This is a genomic window from Bradyrhizobium pachyrhizi (genome assembly GCF_029714545.1).
Classification (GTDB): domain Bacteria; phylum Pseudomonadota; class Alphaproteobacteria; order Rhizobiales; family Xanthobacteraceae; genus Bradyrhizobium; species Bradyrhizobium pachyrhizi.
Genome location: NZ_CP121667.1, coordinates 5,774,041 through 5,793,398, shown reverse-complemented (window position 1 = coordinate 5,793,398; position 19,358 = coordinate 5,774,041). Strand labels below are relative to the sequence as shown.

The following is a 19,358-nucleotide window of genomic DNA, read 5'->3' as shown; positions in this document are numbered from 1 at the left end:
GGCGGAACGGCCCTCAGGCGAGCGCGTTGCCGCGGGTGATGATCGCGAAGCGGTCGGACAGTTCGGCGAGCGCGACGTCGTGAATGAGCCTCGCGGCAATCGTGCCGCCGACACCGTCGGGCAGGTCGCGGGTGGCGCAGCTGTCGGCGTCGATCGTGGTGCGGAAGCCGAGATCGAGTGCGGCGCGAGCCGTCGAGCTCACGCACATATGCGTCATGAAGCCGGCGAGCACCAGCTCCTTGCGGCCGGTCGCGGCAAGCTGCGCGTTGAGGTCGGTGCCGGCGAACGCGTTCGGCAATTGCTTCTCGATCACGATCTCGCCCGGCCGCGGCGCCAGTGGCGCGACGATCGCGCCACGCTCCGCGCTGCGGTCGAACAGGCTGCCCGGCTGGCCCTTGTGCGCGATGTGGATGATCGCGGCGCCGCTTTCCCGGGCGCGGGCGAGCAATGCCGTCGCGCGCGCAATCGCCGGGTTGGCGTCGGGCAGGGCCAGCGGACCGGCAAGGTATTCGTTCTGGATATCGATCAGCACCAGGCAGCTGTCGCCGAGGCGGGGCGGGGTGAGGTCGATACCGGCAAGCTGCATCAATGTCTTGGCTGATGTCATGGTCGTTCTCCAGCGGATGTGTCGCCGAAAACATAGCCCGGAAGCGGCCTGCCGTTATGCAGGGATATTGCAGCCGGTGGCTGCGTTATTGCAGGTGGCGGCCGCACGATGTAGCCTGCCGCCATGAACTGGGACGATCTTCGCATCATCGCGGCCGTCAGGGACGAGGGCACTTACGCCGGCGCCAGCGCGCGGCTGCGCATCGACGAGACCACGGTCGGGCGCAGGCTGACGCGGATCGAGCGCGCGCTCGGCCTGCGCCTGTTCGAGGCCGTCGATGGTGTCCGCAAGCCGACCCGGCAGTGCGACATGGTGCTCGCGCACATCCAGGCGATGGCCGCGCATGCCGAGGAGATCGGCCGGATCGGCGAAAGCCTGCCTGGTCCGGTCGGGCGGCTGCGCATCGCCTCCACCAGTGCGATCGCCGAGGAGGTGCTGGCGCCGCGCGCAAGTGAATTCCTGCGCGCCCATCCGGGCCTGACGCTGCAGTTTCTGACGTCCAGCGAGAATGTAAAATTCTCGCGCTGGGAGGCCGATCTCGCGATCCGCTTGCGCAAGCCCGACAAGGGCGACTTTGCGATCTCGAAGCTCGCCGAGGTCCGCTCGTATTTCTTCGAGCCGGCCACGACGACAGCCGGCGAAGCGATGCTGTGCGCCTATCCCGACGAGCTCGGAGGGATTCCGGAAATGCAGTTCCTGCGCGCGAAGCGGCTTCGCGCACGCTGCGTCACCGACAATGTCCGGATCATCCACACGCTGATCCGGTCGCATCACGCGGTCGGTGTGTTGCCGGAGCACAGCTGCGCGGACCTGCTGACCGACCGCCGTCTGCGCGCCACGCTGCTGCCGAAGCGACGCGACGTCTGGCTCCTGGTGCAGAACCATCTCAAGCGCGACGCGGCAACGCGCGTCACCATCGACTGGCTGCGCGCCTGCTTCCAGGATGCCGCGCAGAGGGGATGAGGTGCCCGCGCAATGACGGGACCTGCTGCGACGCTTGGGTCACAGCACCGCCGCGTCATGAAAAAATCACACGCAGCCCTCTTGCAACCCGGACGTGCTTCGTCTATTAGCCCGCTCCTTCGTTTCGGCCACGGGTTCGGGCTCGTTGAGATCCCGACCGGCGCGGGCCGCTTTGCGGTGTCGTGTTCCGCCGAAATGAAGATCGCGAGATGAAGCTCATGGGCGAGCGTCGGGGATGAAATCCCGAAGGTATCGGTTCGAATCCGGTCTCTCACAAAGGATAGCTCAGTTGGTTAGAGCAGGTGAATGATACTCATCGGGTCGCGGGTTCGATTCCCGCTCCAAGCGCTCCGTTTCAGCCTGTAAAGCTGATACCTCTGAAGGGGACCGGACGCGCGCTTCAGTCGCAGTCCGGCCGTCTCGCCGCAAGGCTTTTCGTCCGAACATCGACACTGTGAGACCGGCTTTGCGCCGCGGTGGATACCGCTTGCGCTGATGCCGGGTGGCTCCGCACGGCCGCGCGACATTCGTCGCGCGAACGCGCGCGTGCGCCCGTCATCGCGCAAGCTCTAAGCCACGGCCCGCTTGGCTGACAGGAAGCCGCGTTCGCGTCCTCACGTCCTTTGCAAAATGAAACCCGCTCTCAGGCCCATGGGCCTGACGGCAAACGATGGAGGCGTGTCGTGACCCTGAAGAGGACCTGGCACTTCCTGACGACCAATTTGACGGTGAAGGATGGCGAGCGCGCGTTGCTGATGCGCGACGGCCGGCTCGAGCAGGTGCTCGCGCCCGGACGTCACCGCCTGTTCGATCCCCTGCATCAGCTCAAGGCCGAGCTGTTCAGCGTCGTGCGGACCGAATTCCCCGCGGATCGCTTCGCGGTGATCAAGGCCGCGCGCCCTGATCTGGCCGACGAGCTGTTCGAGGCGATCGAGACCCGCGCGAACGAGATCGCGATCGTCAGCCTCGACGGCCGTCCCGTGCAGCTGATGACGCCCTGGCAGACGCGCGTGTACTGGAAGATCGCGACGTCGGTCGAGGTCGAGCGCATCGACGTCACCAGCGATCCCAGGGTCACGGCACGCCATCTCGCGATGATCCAGCCCAACCGGGCCGGCGTCATCACCGAGGCGGTGGTCGAGAACCACGAGGCCGGTCTGCTCACGGTCGAGGGCAAGCTGGTCGAGCGGCTCGCGCCCGGCCGGCACGCGTTCTGGATCGCGGGCCGCAAGATCGAGGTCAGGCGCCTCGATTTGCGTCCCCAGGCGGTCGAGATCACGGCGCAGGAGATGCTGACCAAGGATCGCATCGCGCTGCGCGTGACGCTGACCGCGTTCCGCCGGATCGTCGATCCCGAGCGGGTCGTGGCAACGGTGCCCGACGTGGATGCGTGGCTGTACCGCCTGGTGCAGTTCGCGATCCGCGAGGCGGTGGCCGGCCGCACGCTGGACGAGGTGCTGTCTGCGAAGACGGCGCTCGATACGGAGCTTCGCGACTTTGTCCGTGACCGTGTCGCGGACAGCGGCGTCGAGGTCACCGAGCTCGGCGTGAAGGACGTGATCCTGCCCGGCGAGATCCGCGAGCTGGTCAACAAGGTGGTGGAGGCGGAGCGGGTGGCGAAGGCCAACCTGATCCGCCGCCAGGAGGAGACCGCGGCGACGCGTTCGCTCCTGAACACCGCCAGGCTGATGGAGGAGAACCCTCTGCTGCTGCGGCTCAAGGAGCTGGAGTCGCTCGAGCGTCTGGTCGAGAAGGTCGGCCGCATCGACCTGCATGCGGGCGAGGGCCAGGGCCTCGATGCGCTGCTGACCAAGCTGGTGCGTCTCAAGGCGCCCGAGAGCGCGTAAGACAGGAAGGGCCGCCCACGGGCGGCCCTTCGATTTTTTTCGCCGGGACGGGCCGCCGGCACTCGTACGAATGTTAGCGTGCAGACGGCTGTAACCGGGCACCGCCACGGCCACAATTCGCATGTCCCGCGCCACGCCGCAAAACAGAGGTGCCACTCCGGTCAGATTGCGATAACGTTCATGCACCGTGGTCCATTCGGCCAGCCGTCAACCCGTCGGTGAAGCCAGTGCAGCAGATTGCGGAATGGCTCGAGAAGCTGGGACTTGGGCAATACGCGCTGCGTTTTGCCGAGAACGGGATCGACCTCGGCGTTCTTCCCGAATTGACGGATGAAGACTTCGACCGGCTCGGCGTCCTGCTCGGCCATCGCCGCAAGATGCTGCGCGCGATCGCTGATCTCAATCAAGCCGGACTGATCGCCGCGCCGGTTTCACCGCACGATGCCGAGCGCCGCCACCTCACTGTGATGTTCTGCGACCTGGTCGGCTCGACGGCGTTATCGGCACGTCTCGATCCCGAGGACATGTGGGAGGTGATCCGCGCCTATCGCGCAGCCTGTGCGCAGGTGATCACGACATACGACGGCGCCGTTGCCAGATTTATCGGCGACGGGATCCTTGCTTATTTCGGCTATCCCCGCGCCCACGAGGATGATGCGGAGCGCGCGGTGCGCGCCGGCCTCGACGTCATCGCCGCAATCGGCAAGCTCGAGACCCGCGCGAAAGAGGGAGTTGCGGTGCGGATCGCGATCGCGAGCGGGCTCGTCGTGGTCGGCGACCTCGTCTCCGGCGGCGCGTCGGAGGAGCAGGCGCTGGTCGGCGATGCACCGAACATCGCGGCGCGGCTGCAAAGCCTGGCGGAACCGGGCGTGGTCGTCGTGGCTGCCTCGACCCGCCGGCTGCTCGGCAATCTGTTCACGCTGCGCAACCTCGGCCGCCGCGAGGTCAAGGGCATCTCCGAGCCGATCGCGGTGTGGGCCGTCGAAGGCGAGCCGGCATCGGAAAGCCGTTTCGAGGCGGTGCGCACCGCGCGCTCGATCGGCTTCGTCGGCCGCAAGGCGGAGATCGAATTTGCGTTGTCGCGCCAGCAACTAGCGTGGCAGGGCCAGGGCCAGGCGGTGCTGATATCGGGCGAAGCGGGTATCGGCAAATCGCGCATCGTGGCGATGCTCTCCGACAGCCTGGCGCCCGGGACACACCGCCGTGTGCGGTATCAATGCTCGCCCTATCACACCAACAGCGCGCTGCACCCCTTTGTCGCCCAGCTCGAGCGTGCCGCCGGCATCAGGTCGGAAGATGCGCCGGAGCAGAAGCTGGACAAGCTCGAAGCCATGCTGGCGCTCGGCACGCAGCACGTGCCCAGCGTGACACCGCTGGTCGCGGCGCTGCTGTCGATCCCGACCGGCGACCGCTATCCGCCGCTCGGCCTCAGCCCGGCGCAGCAGCGGCGGCAGACATTCGCAGCGTTGCTCGACCAGCTCGAGGGCCTCGCCCGGCAGCAGCCGGTGCTTGTCGTCTGCGAAGACGTGCATTGGGCCGATGCCACGTCGCTCGAACTGCTCGACCTCGCGGTCGACCGGATCAGGGGACTGCCGATCCTGATGCTCATGACGTTCAGGCCCGAGTTCGAGCCGCCATGGGCCGGGCTCGCCAATGTCAGCCTGCTGCGGCTCGATCGGCTCGACCGGCAGGATACGCGCGCGCTGATCGAGCAGGTGACCGTCGGCCGGTTGCTGCCCGGCGAGATGATGGCGCAGATCATCGAGCGGACGGATGGTGTCCCGCTGTTCGTCGAGGAGCTCACCAAGATGGTCATGGAGTCGGGGCTGCTGGTCGAGAATGCCGGGCGCTATCGCCTCGACAATCCGCTGCCGCCGCTGGCGATCCCGGCGACGCTGCAGGACTCGCTGATGGCACGGCTCGACCGGCTGGCGCCGGTCAAGGAGGTGGCGCAGATCGGTGCGGCGATCGGCCGTGAGTTCTCATATGCGCTGCTGCGCAGCGTGGCCGGGCGCGATGATCTGACGCTTGGCGCGGCGCTTGCCCAGCTCGAAGAGGCCGAGCTGCTGCTGCGCCGGGGCGTGCCGCCGGACGCAAGCTACAGTTTCAAGCACGCGCTGGTCCAGGAAGCGGCTTACGAGAGCCTGCTCAAGAGCCGCCGGCAGTTGCTTCACAAGCATATCGGCGATGTGTTGCGCGACAAGTTTGCCGAGATGGCCGAGATCGAGCCGGAAGTCGTCGCCTACCATTTCACCGAGGCAGGGCTCGGCGAGACCGCGCTGGCGTGGTGGCGCAAGGCCGGTCAGCAGGCGCTGAAGCGCTCGGCCTATTGCGAGGCGATCGCGCATCTCGGCAAGGCGGTCGCCATCGCCGATGAGCTGCCCGACGAGCCGGATCGGATGATCGGCCGGCTCCATCTGCAAATCGCCTACGGCCGCGCGCTGCGGGGCAGTCTCGGGCACAGCGCCCCCGAGACGGTCGCCGCCTGGACGCGCGCCCGGCAGTTCGCCTCCGACATCGATGATCCGATCGAACTGGCGCCGATCCAGTCGGGTCTCTTCAACGCCTGCTTGACCCACGGCGAGCTCGCGCCGATGCGGGAACTGGCGGAGGCGATCATGGGCGCAGCGGAGCGGCATCCGGATTCGCCGGTGGCGACCATCGTCGCGCGCTGGGCCAGCGGGGTAACCTCCTGGTTCGCGGGCGAGTACCTGAACGCGGGCATCCATCTCGAGCAGGCCTTCGCGGCCTATGCGACCGAGCCGGATCCGGCAACCTTCAAGGCGTCGACGCTCGACTTGCCGTTCGTCATCATGAGATTTCTCGCCCTGGTGCTTTGGCCGCGCGGCGAAATCGATCGGGCCCGGCAGCTCGCGGGCGCCGCGGTGGACGTCGGAAAACAGCGCGCGCTCGCGCGCGCCAATGCGCTGGTTCACAAGGCCGTCTTCGACGGGCTGTGCGGCAGCAGGTTGCGCCAGACCGAGACGATCCTGGCCCTGGGCCTGGCGCGGGACCACACGATGCCGTTGTATGTCGCCGCCGGCACCTATCTCAATGGTCTGGAGAAGTGGCGTGCCGGCGATCGCGCCGCAGGTCTTGCGGAGATGCAGCGTGGCTGGTCGTTGCTTCACGAGAACGACTGCTACCTCTGTGAACCGTTCTGGGGATTACAGATTGCCGTGGCCAATGCGGAGGCCGGGCATGTCGATGCCGGGCTCGACATCATCAATGAGCTGATCGAGGCGACGGAGCAGTCCGGGCAGCACTGGCTCGATGCCGAGCTGTACCGCGTGCAGGGTGGGCTGCTGTCGCGTCGTCACAGCCCCGACATTTCAGGCGCGGAGGATGCATTCCATCGCGCCCTCGAGATCGCGCGAAGGCAGCAGACCAGGACGTTCGAGCTGCGCAGCGCGCTGGGACTTGCACGTCTTTACAGCCGCAGCGGCCGGGCAGAGGAGATATCTCAATTGCTGGCGCCGGTGCTCGCCGGTTTCGATTCGACGCTCGATCTTGCCGAGGTCAAGGACGCGCAGGAACTGCTCACGCAGGCGCGTCGGTGGCCGGACCACCACTCGCGCGCATCGTGACGGGTGCCGCAGCGGAGCGGTCACACCGCGTCCGCCCACCTTCCTGCGCCCGCGCAAGTGGTGAAAGAGCAGGCTCGGATGTCGCGCAAGACGCTAGCGGTGCGAAACTGGAACTGTTGGGTTCCCGAAGTTCTACGGTGCGACGATGCGCATTTTGCTATTGCGTCCGCTGGCGCATTTGCATCTACTTTAAAAACGCCGCTGCGGAGAATTCCGCCTTGCGGTCAAGCGTTTGGAATTTGTTTTTCATCCTGTGTTTGAGTGAGTATGCTGTGCGACCCTTGACGTTCCCGCAGGTGAGCATTTCCGGTGGAACTTGTAATCGCCTTCTCGCGACATTGTCGCCGGCGGATCTGGACCTCCTGAGACCCGAACTTGAGACCGTTGCGCTCGAACAGGATGCAGTCCTGGCGCGCGCCGGTGACGAGATCGACTACGTCTTCTTTCCTCACAGCGGCGCGATCCTGTTGATGATCGACATGGCGGATGGGCAGACGGTCGCGACCGGTGTGGTCGGATGCGAAGGGGCCGTGGGTAGTCTTTCGGTTCTCGGAGCCTCGCCGTCAGGCATTACCGCCGTCGTTCGTGCGGCTGGTACCGCTTCGCGGGTCCCGGCGGCGCGCTTTCATGCCGCTTTCGGCCGCAGTCCGGGGATCCGGCAGGCGATCCAGAAGCACGTCAGATCGATGCTGATCCAGTTTCAGCTCGGCTCCGCGTGCAATGCGCTCCACCCGGTCGAGGCGCGGATGGCGCGCTGGCTGCTTCAGCTTCGCGACCGCGTCGACAGCGACGTCCTCCCGCTGACCCAGCAAGCGCTGTCGCAAATCCTCGGCGTACGACGAACGACGGTGACCTTGCTGATGGGTAATCTGCGCAAGCGCGGTGCGATCAGGTCAGATCAACGAGGTCAGATCGAGATCGACCGGGCGCGGCTATTGGCGGCGGCGTGCGAATGCCATCGCGTCATGCGTCTCGAGGCCGAGGAGATCTTCTCGGGTAGCAAGATTCGAACGCGAGGAATGGCGCCGGCCAACGATCCGCGCATCCCGGAAATCGAGGCGGATGACGCCGTGTAAGCGCGTTCCCTGGTGCGATCAGCTTCCTGGCCGCCGATCAAGCTCCCGCGTGGGGGAGGATACCCTTTCGAGCTCCGCAATCTCGCGCAGCACCTTTGCGGTCTCGCGCAACTCATTGCGCTTCGGACCGGGCTTCAGCCGTCGTGCCTCATCGAGAAAGTCCTTGGCCTGCAGCAGCCAGGCAGACGTTTCGGTCGAGATCTGCACCTGCGCCATGGTGTCCCTCCATCGCGGTCGTCAAAAGTGGTGGCCATTTTCAGGCCGGTGAACCGCCGCCGCGGCGTCGCCGCACGCGGATGCTCGGCTCGTCGACCCAGGCGTCCCGCGCAAACCAGGCGTGATCCGCACGGCAAAATGGACAGGGCGTGCGCGAGAAGAACACGGTACTGCGTCGAAAGCTCTCGCGATCGGTTTTGATTCCGGTGGAAATCGCGTGTCCGGTTTGCGGACATCTGACCATCACCATGCCCATGAGCGCCTCCCTCCCATATTGCCTTTTGCTTTTTGCCTTTTGCCTTGCAGAATAGTCCGGCCGGTTGGATTGGCCCCAGATCGGTGCGCGGGGTAGTTGGGGGGGCATCGCGCACCTGCGGCGGGTTGACGGAGCATCGGGCAGTGGGGGCTGCATGCTCTCGTCACTGGGCTTCTTCCAACCGGCCAGGTCCCTCCTTGAACGAATCCTCAATGTGACTTCAACGCCGCTTCTTCAGGCGGCTCGGCTGAGAGCCTTGTCGCTTTCGCTCACTGCACTGCCTCCCTCGCAAGTGAACGCATTCTCCGCAACGCTTGCTCGCGTCACGGGAGCTGACGCTCCGTGCTCAATTCAGATTTTTGAGTGAACTTCGATCTCGTCCCGAGCCTACTGTGCGGGACGCTGACGACACTGTCGGTTCGGTTTGCGACTCTCGCATGAAATTTTTTTTGAAATTGTCAACTCAGACCAACGTATATTTACGGAGAGTGTTGTGCATAACGTGCATGCTGTGAGCAGCGTAAGGCTCTGCATCAGTGCGAGGTTGTGGAGGTATTCGCATCGGCCGCGCTGCGGTAAGTCGCCCGGCGAGCCTGCCCCAAACAAAAACCCCGGCATCGCTGCCGGGGTTTTGCATTTCGTGGATTGCCTTGGGTGGCTGGATCAGAAGTCCATGCCGCCCATGCCGCCGCCCGGAGGCATCGCGGGGCCGCCGGCGTTCTTCTTCGGCAGCTCGGCAACCATCGCTTCCGTAGTGATCAAGAGCGCGGCAACCGAGGCAGCGTTCTGGATCGCGGTGCGCACGACCTTGGTCGGGTCGATGATGCCCTTCTTGACGAGGTCGGCATAGTCGCCGGTCTGGGAGTCGAAGCCGTAGTTGTAGGTCTTGTTCTCCAGGATCTTGCCGACGATGACCGAACCGTCTTCACCGGCGTTGATCGCGATCTGGCGAGCCGGAGCCGACAGCGCCTTGCGCACGATCTCGACGCCGGTCTTCTGGTCGTCGTTCTTGGTGCGCAGGCCCTTGAGCTGCTCGGAGGCACGGAGCAGGGCGACGCCGCCGCCCGGGACGATGCCTTCCTCGACAGCCGCGCGGGTCGCGTGCATCGCGTCATCAACGCGATCCTTGCGCTCCTTCACCTCGACCTCGGTCGCGCCGCCGACGCGGATCACCGCGACGCCGCCTGCGAGCTTGGCGAGACGCTCCTGCAGCTTCTCACGGTCGTAGTCCGAGGTGGTCTCCTCGATCTGCGCCTTGATCTGGGCAACGCGGGCGTCGATGTCGGCCTTCTTGCCGGCGCCGTTGACGATCGTGGTGTTCTCCTTGTCGATCATCACCTTCTTGGCGCGACCGAGCATCTGCAGCGTGACGTTCTCGAGCTTGATGCCGAGGTCTTCCGAGATGGCCTGGCCGCCGGTCAGGATCGCGATGTCCTGCAGCATGGCCTTGCGGCGATCGCCGAAGCCCGGAGCCTTGACGGCCGCGACCTTCAGGCCGCCACGCAGGCGGTTGACGACGAGGGTGGCAAGGGCTTCGCCTTCGACGTCCTCGGCGACGATGACCAGCGGCTTGCCGGTCTGCACCACGGCCTCGAGCAGCGGCAGCAGCTCGTTCAGCGAGGAGAGCTTCTTCTCGTTGATCAGGATGTAGGCGTCGTCCATCTCAACGCGCATCTTGTCGGCGTTGGTGACGAAGTAGGGCGAGATGTAGCCGCGGTCGAACTGCATGCCCTCGACGACGTCGAGTTCGGTCTCGAGCGACTTGGCTTCCTCGACCGTGATGACGCCCTCGTTGCCGACCTTCTTCATGGCGTCGGAGAGGAACTTGCCGATCTCGGCATCGCCGTTGGCGGAGATGGTGCCGACCTGGGCGATCTCCTCGTTCGAGGTGACCTTCTTGGAGTTCTTCTGGAGGTCCGCAACGACGGCTTCGACCGCGAGGTCGATACCGCGCTTCAGGTCCATCGGGTTCATGCCGGCGGCGACCGACTTGGCGCCTTCCTTCACGATCGCCGCGGCCAGCACGGTCGCGGTGGTGGTGCCGTCGCCGGCCGCGTCAGCGGACTTGGAGGCGACTTCGCGCACCATCTGGGCGCCCATGTTCTCGAACTTGTCCTCGAGCTCGATCTCCTTGGCGACGGTGACGCCGTCCTTGGTGATGCGGGGAGCGCCGAACGACTTCTCGAGCACGACGTTGCGGCCCTTCGGGCCGAGGGTCACCTTCACCGCATTGGCGAGGATGTCGACGCCGCGCAGCATCTTGTCGCGCGCCTCGACGGAGAATTTGACTTCTTTAGCTGCCATCTGAGTTTTTCCTTGAGAGAATGACTGGAGGGAAAGAGGCGCTTAGGCCGCCTTCTTCTTGGAAGCGGGGACGTCGAGCACGCCCATGATGTCGCTTTCCTTCATGATCAGCAGGTCTTCGCCGTCGATCTTGACCTCGGTGCCCGACCACTTGCCGAACAGGACACGGTCGCCGACCTTGACGTCGATGGGGATCAGCTTGCCGGCTTCATCGCGGCCGCCCGGGCCAACGGCGATGACTTCGCCCTGCGAGGGCTTTTCCTTGGCACTGTCCGGAATGATGATGCCGCCAGCAGTCTTCTCTTCGGCGTCGATACGCTTGACCACGACGCGGTCGTGAAGCGGACGGAATTTCATGCAGTCCTCCTAAACATTTGTAGATGCTGTAGATTTTTGGAGAGTTAGCAGTCCAGTCCAGCGAGTGCCAGACTGGTTGGGCAGGAGATAGGCCAAGCCTTGGCGGCGGGCAAGTGCCTCTAGCAGAAAAATTGGCACTCGTGAGTGCGGTCTGCCAGAAGGATGCCGAGATCATTTCGGCATCCTTAATGCCGCCGAGAGGGGGCGCCGGGGCTATTAGCAGATGCGGTAAGCTGCTGCCAACGCAAGAAATTTCAACAACCTATTAAACATTTAGGCTTGAGATGGGTTAGTCGCGTGCGTCACATTTCTCTCATGTGAGCGCATCCATTGCCGGTGGTCCGGCGGGGGAGGTCGGCCACCACGTGAATGCGCTCCGTCACAGGAGGTTGGCATGGTCTCGCGAGTTGGTGGGGTTGTTTCCGACGATTTCCGGAAGCAGTTGCTGGGGTACGGGCTGACGACGGCGCAAATCCTCTATCGGATGCCGGATCACCCCTCGTTGCTGCAGACGTATGTCTGGCAGAACTACGACCTGTTTCCGAAATTTCCGGCGCTGCAGGATTTCCTCGCGTTCTGGCAAGCGAAGCTCGAGGGCCCGCTGTTTTCGGTGACGGTGGCGCATTCCAAGCTGGTCAAGCCGGCCGAGCTGCGTGCCGTCGACGGCGTGTTCCGGCTGCATTGAGCGGGCTGAACCCCGGCTTTGGGGGCAAAAGCGCGCTGTGCGCCTTTGCTCGCCTCGCGGTGCGCGACTTGTGTTAGCCTCTCTCCGTCACAAAAAGACGGGAGGCGAAACAATGGCCAAGAAGACGGCATCAAGATCGGCAGCCAAGACCGCGGTGAAGAAGAAATGGTCGGGGCTCGGCGCCGGCACCAAGAAGACGTCCGCGAAATCGTCCGCGCGCAAGACCATCAAGTCGAAAGGCCGCGTCCCGGCGGCCAAAAAGAGTGCGCCGAAAACTGCAGCCAAGGCGCGGCCGAAACAGCGCGTCGCGATCAGCCATCACCGCGAAGAGGACTTCAAGGCCGACGGGCTGCGCGCCTACGCCAAGTACCGCGACCTCGGCATCGCCGCCGCCTCGCATGGCCTCGCGCAGGCGCACGTCATCCGGCTGCAGGGACCGTGCAATCCCGATGAAGTGTCGAAGTTGCACTTCCACGACGTCGACTTCCAGATGGTCTATGTGCTCAAGGGCTGGGTGAAGACCTACATGGAAGGCGAGGGCGAGACGCTGATGCAGCAAGGCAGCGCCTGGACCCAGCCGCCGCGCATCCGGCACATGATCCTGGACTACTCCGACGACGTCGAACTGCTGGAGGTGATCCTGCCGGCCGAGTTCAAGACGGTGGAGCTGAAGGCGTAGGCTTTTCGCGGCCGTCATGGCCGGGCTTGAACCGGCCATCCATCCTGCTTCGAAAGATTCTCCTTGGCCGATGGATGCCCGGGTCATAGGCAAGCGGAAGCGACGCCGTCCTTCGGACGGTTATGCCCGGGCATGACGACCTGGTCGAAATTACGTAGCCCGGATGCAGCGAAGCGAAATCCGGGGCTTCCATACGCGGGCCGAACCGTCCCGGATTGCGCTGCGCCGCATCCGGGCTACTGCGGCTACGGCTGCGTCAGCATCCCCACGATCGCGCCCATCAGGCAGGTCGTCAGCGTGCCCGAGACGATCGACTTCAGCCCGAGCGCGTTGATCTCGTCGCGTCGCTCGGGCGCCATGATGCCGAGGCCGCCGATCATGATGCCGAGGCTCGCGAAGTTGGCAAAGCCGCACATCGCGTAGAGCATGATCAGCCGCGAGCGCGGATCGAGCGCGTCGGGGCCGAGCTTCGACAGGTCGACATAGGCGATCAGTTCGTTCAGCACGGTCTTGGTGCCCATCAGGCTTCCCGCCGTGATCGCCTGCGGCCAGGGCAGGCCCATCAGCCAGCACACCGGCGCCATGACGTAACCAAGCAGGCGCTGCAGCGAGATCTTTGCGCCGCCGATCTCCGGCAGCAGGCCGATGATCGCGTTCGCCAGATACACCAGCGCGACCAGCACCAGCAGCATCGCGATGATGTTCATCAAGAGCTCGAGCCCGGCCGCCGTGCCCTTCACGATCGCGTCCATCGTCGACGACACCTGGATATCGGGGTTGTCGAGCGATCCGCCGGTGCGCTTGTCCGACGTTTCCGGCACCATGATCAGGCTCACTAAAATTGCGGCCGGCGCGCCGAGCACCGAGGCGATGACGAAATGCGCGGCCGCATCCGGGATCAGCGGGGCCAGCAGCGTCGCATACAGCACCAGCACCGTGCCGGCGATCCCGGCCATGCCGCCGGTCATCACCAGAAACAATTCGCTGCGGGTGAGCTGCGCCAGATAGGGGCGGATGAACAGCGGCGCTTCGACCATGCCGAGGAAGATATTGGCCGCGGTCGAGAGCCCGACCGCGCCGCCGACGCCGAGCGTGCGCTCGAGCAGCCAGGCCATGCCGCGCACAACAGGCGGCAGCACGCGCCAATAGAACAACAGCGTCGTCAGCACGCTCATGACCAGGACGATCGGCAGCGCCTGGAAGGCGAGGATGAAATCCGAGCCCGGCGCCTTGGGATCGAACGGCGCCGGGCCGCCGCCGACATAGCCGAACACGAAGGCGGTGCCGGCGCGGGTCGCGGCGGCAATGGTGCCGACCGCGTCATTGATCGCGCCGAAGGCCTGCGTCACCAGCGGCACCTTGATCAGCACCAGCGCGGTCGCGATCGTGACGACGAGCCCGATCGCCGCCTGGCGCAGCGACACCTTCAGGCGATTCTCGCTCAGCGCCCAGGCGATCACAAGCAACGCCACCACGCCGAACGCCGATTGCAACTGCAGCATCACGCCCCCAAGAACTCTCGCGGGATTATGGGCAGGGGCCCCTCGCAGCGCAATGCTGTTGCGCGTTCATCTCGTATCCATTGACAAGTTGCAGGCGCTCGGCCACGCAATCATCCATGTCCTCCGCCACGCCGGCCGGCGCCCGCGATCTGCTCGGCCACAGACCGTTCCTGTTCTTCTTGTCGTCGCGCAGCCTGTCGCGCTTCTCCAGCCAGATTGGCGCGGTGGCGATCGGCTGGCAGATCTACGATCTGACCGGCAGCGCGTTCGACCTCGGCATGGTCGGACTGGTGCAGTTTCTGCCGACGGCGCTCTTGGTGTTCGTCGCCGGCCACGCCGCCGACCGCTTCGAGCGCAAGCGCGTGGTGCAGGCCTGCCAGATCGCGGAGGCGCTGACCGCATTGTTTCTCGCCGGAAGCACTTTTGCCGGCACCATCTCCGAAATCCAGATATTCGTCGCGACCTTCGTGCTCGGGATCGCCGGCGCGTTCGAGAGTCCGGCGACCGCCGCGCTGTTGCCGCTGATCGCGCCGCAAGGCTCGCTGCAGCGGGCGACCGCGATCTCGAGCGGCGCGGCGCAGGTTGCGACCATCACCGGACCGGCGCTTGGCGGCTTCGCCTATGCCCTGATGCCGAGCGCGCCCTACGGCATCATGATGGTGTTCTGGCTGTTCGGCGCCCTCCTGACCGGCGGCATCGGCCGGCTGCAGCAGGCGCCGGTGAAGAACGGCGGGTCGTCGGACGATCTGTTTGCCGGCGTCACCTTCGTTCGCAGCAATCCGGCGATCCTCGGCACCATCTCGCTCGATCTGTTCGCGGTGCTGTTCGGCGGCGTCACCGCGCTGCTGCCGATCTATGCGCGCGATATCCTGCAAGCCGGCCCGCTCGGCCTCGGCGTCCTGCGCGCCGCGCCCGCGGTCGGTGCGCTGTTGATGACGATGGTGCTGGCGCGGCACACCATCAACCGCCGCGTCGGCATGCGCATGTTCCAGGCGGTGATCGTGTTCGGCGTCGCGACGGTGGTGTTCGCGCTGTCGCACTGGATGTGGCTGTCGGCGCTGGCGCTCGCGGTGCTCGGCGCCGCGGATACGATCAGCGTCGTGATCCGCTTCTCGCTGGTGCAGCTCGCCACCCCCGACGAGATGCGCGGCCGTGTCGGCGCGGTGAATTTCCTGTTCATCAACGCCTCCAACCAGCTCGGCCAGTTCGAGAGCGGCGTCACCGCGGCGCTGCTCGGCACCGTGCCGTCGGCCGTGCTCGGCGGCGTCGCCACCGTTGCGGTCGCGCTGCTCTGGATGAAGCTGTTCCCGACGCTGCGGGACGTCGAGAAGCTGGAGTAGGGCGCTTCCCTTACCTCGCCCCGCTTGTGGGGAGAGGTCGCCGCGCAGCGGCGGGTGAGGGAGACTTTCCGCGAGTTTGTCTCTCACCGTCCTCGCGGAGACTCCCCTTCATCCCGACCTTCTCCTTGCGCGCGGGGAGAAGGGGAAGATCAGCCCCGGGGCAAGCTTTCATGATTTCGGGATAATGGAAAAGTACAGCTGATTTGCCCGACGTGTCAAGTTGCCGTGTCGGACGCCGGCAGCCGCCGGCTCCTTTGCATGGGGTTGTTTTCGATATTTTGACGGTGCGCCCCTGTGACGGCATGCCCGGGACAAGCCCGTCCATGCCGTCGAGATAGCCCTGTCGCAAGCGGCGAGAAGGGAGGATCAGCCGCGGCCGACGAACGGCATCTTGGTCGCCATCACGGTCATGAACAGCACGTTGGCGTCGAGCGGCAGGCCGGCCATGTAGGCCACGGCGTCGCCGACCGCCTTGGCGTCCATGCGCGGCTCGTGCTTGGTGGTGCCGTCCGGCTGCAGCACGCCGGGGCCGTTGACCATGCGGTCGGTCATCGGGGTCGCGGCATTGCCGATATCGACCTGGCCGACCGCGATGTCATACATGCGGCCGTCGAGGTTGGACGACTTGGTGAGGCCGGTGATGGCGTGCTTGGTCGAGGTGTAGGCGGCGGAGAACGGCCGCGGCGCATGCGCCGAGATCGAGCCGTTGTTGATGATGCGGCCGCCGCGCGGCGTCTGGTCCTTCATGATGCGGAAGGCGTGCTGGGTGCACAGGAACGGCGCGGTCAGGTTTGTGTTGACCACCGCCTGCCATTGCTCAAGCGGCAGATCCTCGAAGTTCACCGGCGGCGCGCCCATGCCGGCATTGTTGAACAGCACATCGAGCCGGCCATAGGTCGCGTTCACCTTGTCGAACAGCGCGGCGATCGCGGCCGGATTGGCCATGTCGGCCGACACGCACAGGCTCTTGCCGGCGGGGCCGAGTTTGGCGGTTTCCTCCAGCATCTCCATGCGGCGCCCGGCGAGCACCACGGTGTAGCCCTTGTCCATCAAAGCGAGCGACGCGGCGCGTCCGACACCGGTGCCGGCGCCGGTCACGAGGGCGATCTTGCTGGTTGTCTCAGTCATCCGAGTTTCCTCTTACTTGGTTTTTGCTTCGGTTTCGTTCTTGTAGGGTGGGCGTGGAATGTTCTGGTGCGCCGCGCGGAGGGCCGCCGACCAGCGCGAGCGCAGGTCGTGGAAATAGGGCTCGCCGGCCTCGATGCGGTGGTTGAGATCGGCCTCGCAGGCGTCGGTGCGCACCACCAGCACGTCGATCGGGAGGCCGACGCCGAGGTTGGAGCGCATCGTTGAATCCATCGAGATCAACCCGGTCTTCAGCGCCTCGTAGAGCTCGACGTCGTAATGCATGGCGCGGTCGAGCACCGGCTTGCCGTATTTGTGCTCGCCGATCTGCAGGTATGGCGTGTCGATGGTGCATTCGATGAAGTTGCCGGCGGTGTAGACCATGAACAGGCGCATCCGCGAGCCCTTGATCTGGCCGCCGAACAGGAATGAGACGTCGAAGGAGATATCCTCGGCGCGCAGCGCCTCGCCCTCGGTGGCGTGCACCGAGCGGATGGCGCGGCCGATCCGCTGCGCCGCCTGGAACATGGTCGGGGCGTTCATCAGCGTCTCGAGCTCGCCGCTGTGCGGATCTTCCATGCCCTCGGTCAGGGTCGACAGCACCGACTGGCTGATCGCGAGATTCCCCGCGCTGGCGATCGCCATGATGCGGTCGCCGGGCTTTTCGAAGATGTGCAGCTTGCGGAAGGTCGAGACGTTGTCGAGGCCGGCATTGGTGCGGGTATCGGCGATCATGACGAGCCCGTCGCGCACCAGAATTCCGCAGCAATAGGTCATTTAAAGCCCTCAGACGGTCCGAGTTTCTCGGCGGGAAACTAGTAGCCAATTTCGAGGATGCATCCAACCCCAATTCCCCGTGACGGGAGATGCAGTGGCCCGTCAAAGAGGGGCGGGACGACCGAGCGATGGCCGGGCGCCTGTTCCAGCCGTCCAGGTTGCGGGGCGCATCCCGGTCTCGCTCTGCGTTGCGCGCAGCCGGCAATGATCTTGGCCTCGCGTCGTTGCGGGGGGCGGGGTGTTGTGCTCGACTGCCTGCAACCGACGACAACAAGAAATTTCGGGAGGCGGGAATGTCGTTCAAACTGGCCGCGTGCATTGTGGCATTGGGTATCGCGGCGACGGCCGCGAGCCCTGCATCGGCGCAGAAGAAGGGCGGCACCCTGCGGCTCTATCACAACGACAATCCGCCCTCGACCTCGCTGCTCGAGGAATCCACCATCGCCTCGGTGATGCCGTTCGCGGCCGTCTTCAACAACCTCGTGGTGTTCGATCCGGCCAAGGTGCACGAAAGCATCGACACCGTGATCCCCGATCTCGCCGAGAGCTGGTCCTGGGATCAGACCAATACAAAGCTCACTTTCAAGCTGCGGCACGGCGTGAAGTGGCATGACGGGCAGCCGTTCACGGCTAAGGACGTGCAGTGCACCTGGCGGATGCTGATCGGCAAGAGCGAGACCCAGGACTTCAAGCGCAACCCGCGCAAGGTCTGGTACTCGAAGCTCAAGGATGTCGGCATCAATGGCGACGATGAGGCGACCTTCGAGCTGACCGAGCCGCAGCCCGGCCTGCTGGCGCTGCTCGCGAGCGCCTTCTCCGTGGTTTATCCCTGCCACGTTCCGCAGCAGGTGATGCGCACCAAGCCGGTCGGCACCGGGCCGTTCAAGTTCGTCGAGTTTAGGCGCGGTGACTCGATCCGTCTGGTCCGTAACCCCGATTACTTCAAGAAGGACCGGCCGTATCTCGACGAGATCACGGTGCGCTCGATCGACAGCCGCGCCACGCGGATGCTGGCATTCGCGACCGGCGACTATGACATCACCTTTCCGTCCGACGTCAGCATTCCCCTGATGAAGGACGTCAAGGCGCGGGCGCCGAACGCGATCTGCGAGATGACCTCGACCAATCTGCAGATCAATCTCCTGGTCAACCGCGTCAATCCGCCGTTCGACAATCCGGATATCCGCAAGGCGATGTCGCTGGCGCTGGATCGCAAGGCCTTCAACAGCATCCTGTTCGAGGGCAGCGGGCGGCTCGGCGGCGCGATGCAGGCGAAGCCCGAAGGCGAGTGGGGCATGCCGCCGGAGATCCTGTCGACGCTGATGGGGTACGGCCCCGATACCGGGAAGAACCTCGCCGAGGCGCAGGCGATCATGCAGAAGCTCGGCTACAGTGACGCCAAGCCGCTGTCGATCAAGATCCAGACCCGCAATCTGCCGACCTATCGCGACCCGGCGGTGATCCTCGCCGACCAGCTCAAGAAGATCTACATCACAGCCGAGCTCGACATCCTGGACACGCCGCGCTGGTACTCGCGGCTGCAGCGCAAGGACTACACCATCGGCCTCAACGTCACCGGCGTCAGCGTCGACGATCCCGACGGCAATCTGGTCGAGAACTATTCCTGCAACTCCGAGCGCAACTACACCCAGTATTGCAACGCCGAGGTCGACAAGCTGCTGGCGGCACAGTCGCGCGAGGTCGACAAGGACAAGCGCCGCAAGATCGTGTTCGACATCGAGCACCTGCTGGTCGACGACGCCGCGCGGCCGGTCATCCTGCACTCATCGGCCGGCAATTGCTGGCAGCCTTACGTGAAGAATTTCCACCCGCACGACAACAGCCAGTACAACAATCTGCGTTTCGAGGATGTCTGGCTGGATAAATAGGGCATGTGCGGCCCCGCCGGCGACGACGTCCGCCGTCGCCCTCGTGCGCCTCGTACTTTACTCGTTCACACGACGAGGAGCAGTCTCGGTTCCTGCGCACACACGCTGGCGCCGATCGCAGGGTATCAAGATCGACGGCGCCCGTCAG

16 protein-coding genes and 2 tRNA genes are annotated in these 19,358 nt (G+C 65.0%); 10 read left to right on the top strand and 8 right to left on the bottom strand.

The genetic code is table 11. The annotated features are described in order from the left end of the window. Positions 1-13 precede the first annotated feature (13 nt). Positions 14-607 carry a cysteine hydrolase family protein gene (locus QA639_RS27485; protein ID WP_157343300.1) on the bottom strand — a complete coding sequence of 198 codons (594 nt, stop codon included), beginning with the start codon at positions 605-607 and terminating at the stop codon, positions 14-16. A gap of 123 nt (positions 608-730) precedes the next feature. Here QA639_RS27485 and QA639_RS27480 point away from each other — a divergent pair, with 123 nt between their 5' ends. The 6 genes from QA639_RS27480 (at position 731) to QA639_RS27455 (ending at position 8,080) form a co-directional block, all read left to right on the top strand. Next, entirely contained in the window at positions 731-1,570 is an 840-nt protein-coding gene (locus tag QA639_RS27480; protein WP_157343302.1) for a LysR family transcriptional regulator, read from the top strand. Between the two features lie 204 nt (positions 1,571-1,774). Then, a tRNA-Phe gene (locus tag QA639_RS27475) sits at positions 1,775-1,846 on the top strand. A gap of 2 nt (positions 1,847-1,848) precedes the next feature. Further along, positions 1,849-1,915, top strand: a tRNA-Ile gene (locus tag QA639_RS27470). 410 nt (positions 1,916-2,325) lie between these two features. Next, on the top strand, positions 2,326-3,417 hold the full coding sequence (locus tag QA639_RS27465) for a slipin family protein (protein WP_157343378.1): 1,092 nt from the start codon (positions 2,326-2,328) through the stop codon (positions 3,415-3,417). Between the two features lie 227 nt (positions 3,418-3,644). After that, a complete protein-coding gene (locus QA639_RS27460) occupies positions 3,645-7,004 on the top strand; it encodes an adenylate/guanylate cyclase domain-containing protein (RefSeq protein WP_283087725.1) in 3,360 nt (1,119 codons plus the stop codon). 281 nt (positions 7,005-7,285) lie between these two features. Beyond that, entirely contained in the window at positions 7,286-8,080 is a 795-nt protein-coding gene (locus QA639_RS27455; RefSeq protein ID WP_244481753.1) for a Crp/Fnr family transcriptional regulator, read from the top strand. A gap of 18 nt (positions 8,081-8,098) precedes the next feature. Here the strand turns inward: QA639_RS27455 and QA639_RS27450 are convergent, their stop codons facing one another. The 4 genes from QA639_RS27450 to groES all read right to left on the bottom strand — a co-directional run bounded on the left by QA639_RS27450 (position 8,099) and on the right by groES (position 11,213). Continuing rightward, on the bottom strand, positions 8,099-8,296 hold the full coding sequence (locus QA639_RS27450) for a hypothetical protein (RefSeq protein WP_057018449.1): 198 nt from the start codon (positions 8,294-8,296) through the stop codon (positions 8,099-8,101). A gap of 40 nt (positions 8,297-8,336) precedes the next feature. After that, complete coding sequence (locus QA639_RS27445; RefSeq protein ID WP_028352345.1) at positions 8,337-8,552, bottom strand: hypothetical protein; 216 nt, start codon at positions 8,550-8,552, stop codon at positions 8,337-8,339. 663 nt (positions 8,553-9,215) lie between these two features. Next, entirely contained in the window at positions 9,216-10,856 is a 1,641-nt protein-coding gene (gene groL, locus QA639_RS27440; RefSeq protein ID WP_157343304.1) for a chaperonin GroEL, read from the bottom strand. A 42-nt stretch (positions 10,857-10,898) separates the two neighbouring features. Further along, the gene (groES, locus tag QA639_RS27435; RefSeq protein WP_021077770.1) at positions 10,899-11,213 is read right to left on the bottom strand and encodes a co-chaperone GroES; all 315 of its coding nucleotides are present in this window, start codon (positions 11,211-11,213) and stop codon (positions 10,899-10,901) included. 394 nt (positions 11,214-11,607) lie between these two features. Here groES and QA639_RS27430 point away from each other — a divergent pair, with 394 nt between their 5' ends. After that, the gene (locus QA639_RS27430; RefSeq protein WP_026192965.1) at positions 11,608-11,898 is read left to right on the top strand and encodes an usg protein; all 291 of its coding nucleotides are present in this window, start codon (positions 11,608-11,610) and stop codon (positions 11,896-11,898) included. A 112-nt stretch (positions 11,899-12,010) separates the two neighbouring features. Beyond that, on the top strand, positions 12,011-12,577 hold the full coding sequence (locus QA639_RS27425) for a cupin domain-containing protein (protein WP_157343306.1): 567 nt from the start codon (positions 12,011-12,013) through the stop codon (positions 12,575-12,577). A gap of 245 nt (positions 12,578-12,822) precedes the next feature. On the opposite strand, the gene QA639_RS27420 is transcribed toward QA639_RS27425, so the two are convergent. Next, positions 12,823-14,079 carry a NupC/NupG family nucleoside CNT transporter gene (locus QA639_RS27420; RefSeq protein ID WP_157343308.1) on the bottom strand — a complete coding sequence of 419 codons (1,257 nt, stop codon included), beginning with the start codon at positions 14,077-14,079 and terminating at the stop codon, positions 12,823-12,825. 116 nt (positions 14,080-14,195) lie between these two features. On the opposite strand from QA639_RS27420, the gene QA639_RS27415 reads away from it, so the two are divergent. Further along, positions 14,196-15,419: an MFS transporter gene (locus QA639_RS27415; protein ID WP_283087724.1), complete on the top strand. Its 1,224-nt coding sequence runs from the start codon at positions 14,196-14,198 to the stop codon at positions 15,417-15,419. 366 nt (positions 15,420-15,785) lie between these two features. On the opposite strand, the gene QA639_RS27410 is transcribed toward QA639_RS27415, so the two are convergent. After that, positions 15,786-16,547 carry an SDR family oxidoreductase gene (locus tag QA639_RS27410; RefSeq protein WP_157343310.1) on the bottom strand — a complete coding sequence of 254 codons (762 nt, stop codon included), beginning with the start codon at positions 16,545-16,547 and terminating at the stop codon, positions 15,786-15,788. A gap of 12 nt (positions 16,548-16,559) precedes the next feature. Next, positions 16,560-17,321 (bottom strand): proteasome-type protease, encoded by a 762-nt coding sequence (locus tag QA639_RS27405; protein WP_157343313.1) that lies wholly within the window; start codon positions 17,319-17,321, stop codon positions 16,560-16,562. Positions 17,322-17,614: 293 nt separating this feature from the next. On the opposite strand from QA639_RS27405, the gene QA639_RS27400 reads away from it, so the two are divergent. Beyond that, on the top strand, positions 17,615-19,210 hold the full coding sequence (locus tag QA639_RS27400; RefSeq protein ID WP_050385902.1) for an ABC transporter substrate-binding protein: 1,596 nt from the start codon (positions 17,615-17,617) through the stop codon (positions 19,208-19,210). The last annotated feature ends 148 nt before the right edge of the window (positions 19,211-19,358 follow it).

Bases quoted from the DNA above. Each gene is read 5' to 3' on its own strand.
- QA639_RS27485 (WP_157343300.1), bottom strand. From the start codon at position 607: ATGACATCAGCCAAGACATTGATGCAGCTTGCCGGTATCGACCTCACC.
- QA639_RS27480 (WP_157343302.1), top strand. From the start codon at position 731: ATGAACTGGGACGATCTTCGCATCATCGCGGCCGTCAGGGACGAGGGC.
- QA639_RS27465 (WP_157343378.1), top strand. From the start codon at position 2,326: ATGCGCGACGGCCGGCTCGAGCAGGTGCTCGCGCCCGGACGTCACCGC.
- QA639_RS27450 (WP_057018449.1), bottom strand. From the start codon at position 8,296: ATGGCGCAGGTGCAGATCTCGACCGAAACGTCTGCCTGGCTGCTGCAG.
- QA639_RS27445 (WP_028352345.1), bottom strand. From the start codon at position 8,552: ATGGGCATGGTGATGGTCAGATGTCCGCAAACCGGACACGCGATTTCC.
- groL (WP_157343304.1), bottom strand. From the start codon at position 10,856: ATGGCAGCTAAAGAAGTCAAATTCTCCGTCGAGGCGCGCGACAAGATG.
- groES (WP_021077770.1), bottom strand. From the start codon at position 11,213: ATGAAATTCCGTCCGCTTCACGACCGCGTCGTGGTCAAGCGTATCGAC.
- QA639_RS27430 (WP_026192965.1), top strand. From the start codon at position 11,608: ATGGTCTCGCGAGTTGGTGGGGTTGTTTCCGACGATTTCCGGAAGCAG.
- QA639_RS27425 (WP_157343306.1), top strand. From the start codon at position 12,011: ATGGCCAAGAAGACGGCATCAAGATCGGCAGCCAAGACCGCGGTGAAG.
- QA639_RS27420 (WP_157343308.1), bottom strand. From the start codon at position 14,079: ATGCTGCAGTTGCAATCGGCGTTCGGCGTGGTGGCGTTGCTTGTGATC.
- QA639_RS27415 (WP_283087724.1), top strand. From the start codon at position 14,196: ATGTCCTCCGCCACGCCGGCCGGCGCCCGCGATCTGCTCGGCCACAGA.
- QA639_RS27410 (WP_157343310.1), bottom strand. From the start codon at position 16,547: ATGACTGAGACAACCAGCAAGATCGCCCTCGTGACCGGCGCCGGCACC.
- QA639_RS27405 (WP_157343313.1), bottom strand. From the start codon at position 17,321: ATGACCTATTGCTGCGGAATTCTGGTGCGCGACGGGCTCGTCATGATC.
- QA639_RS27400 (WP_050385902.1), top strand. From the start codon at position 17,615: ATGTCGTTCAAACTGGCCGCGTGCATTGTGGCATTGGGTATCGCGGCG.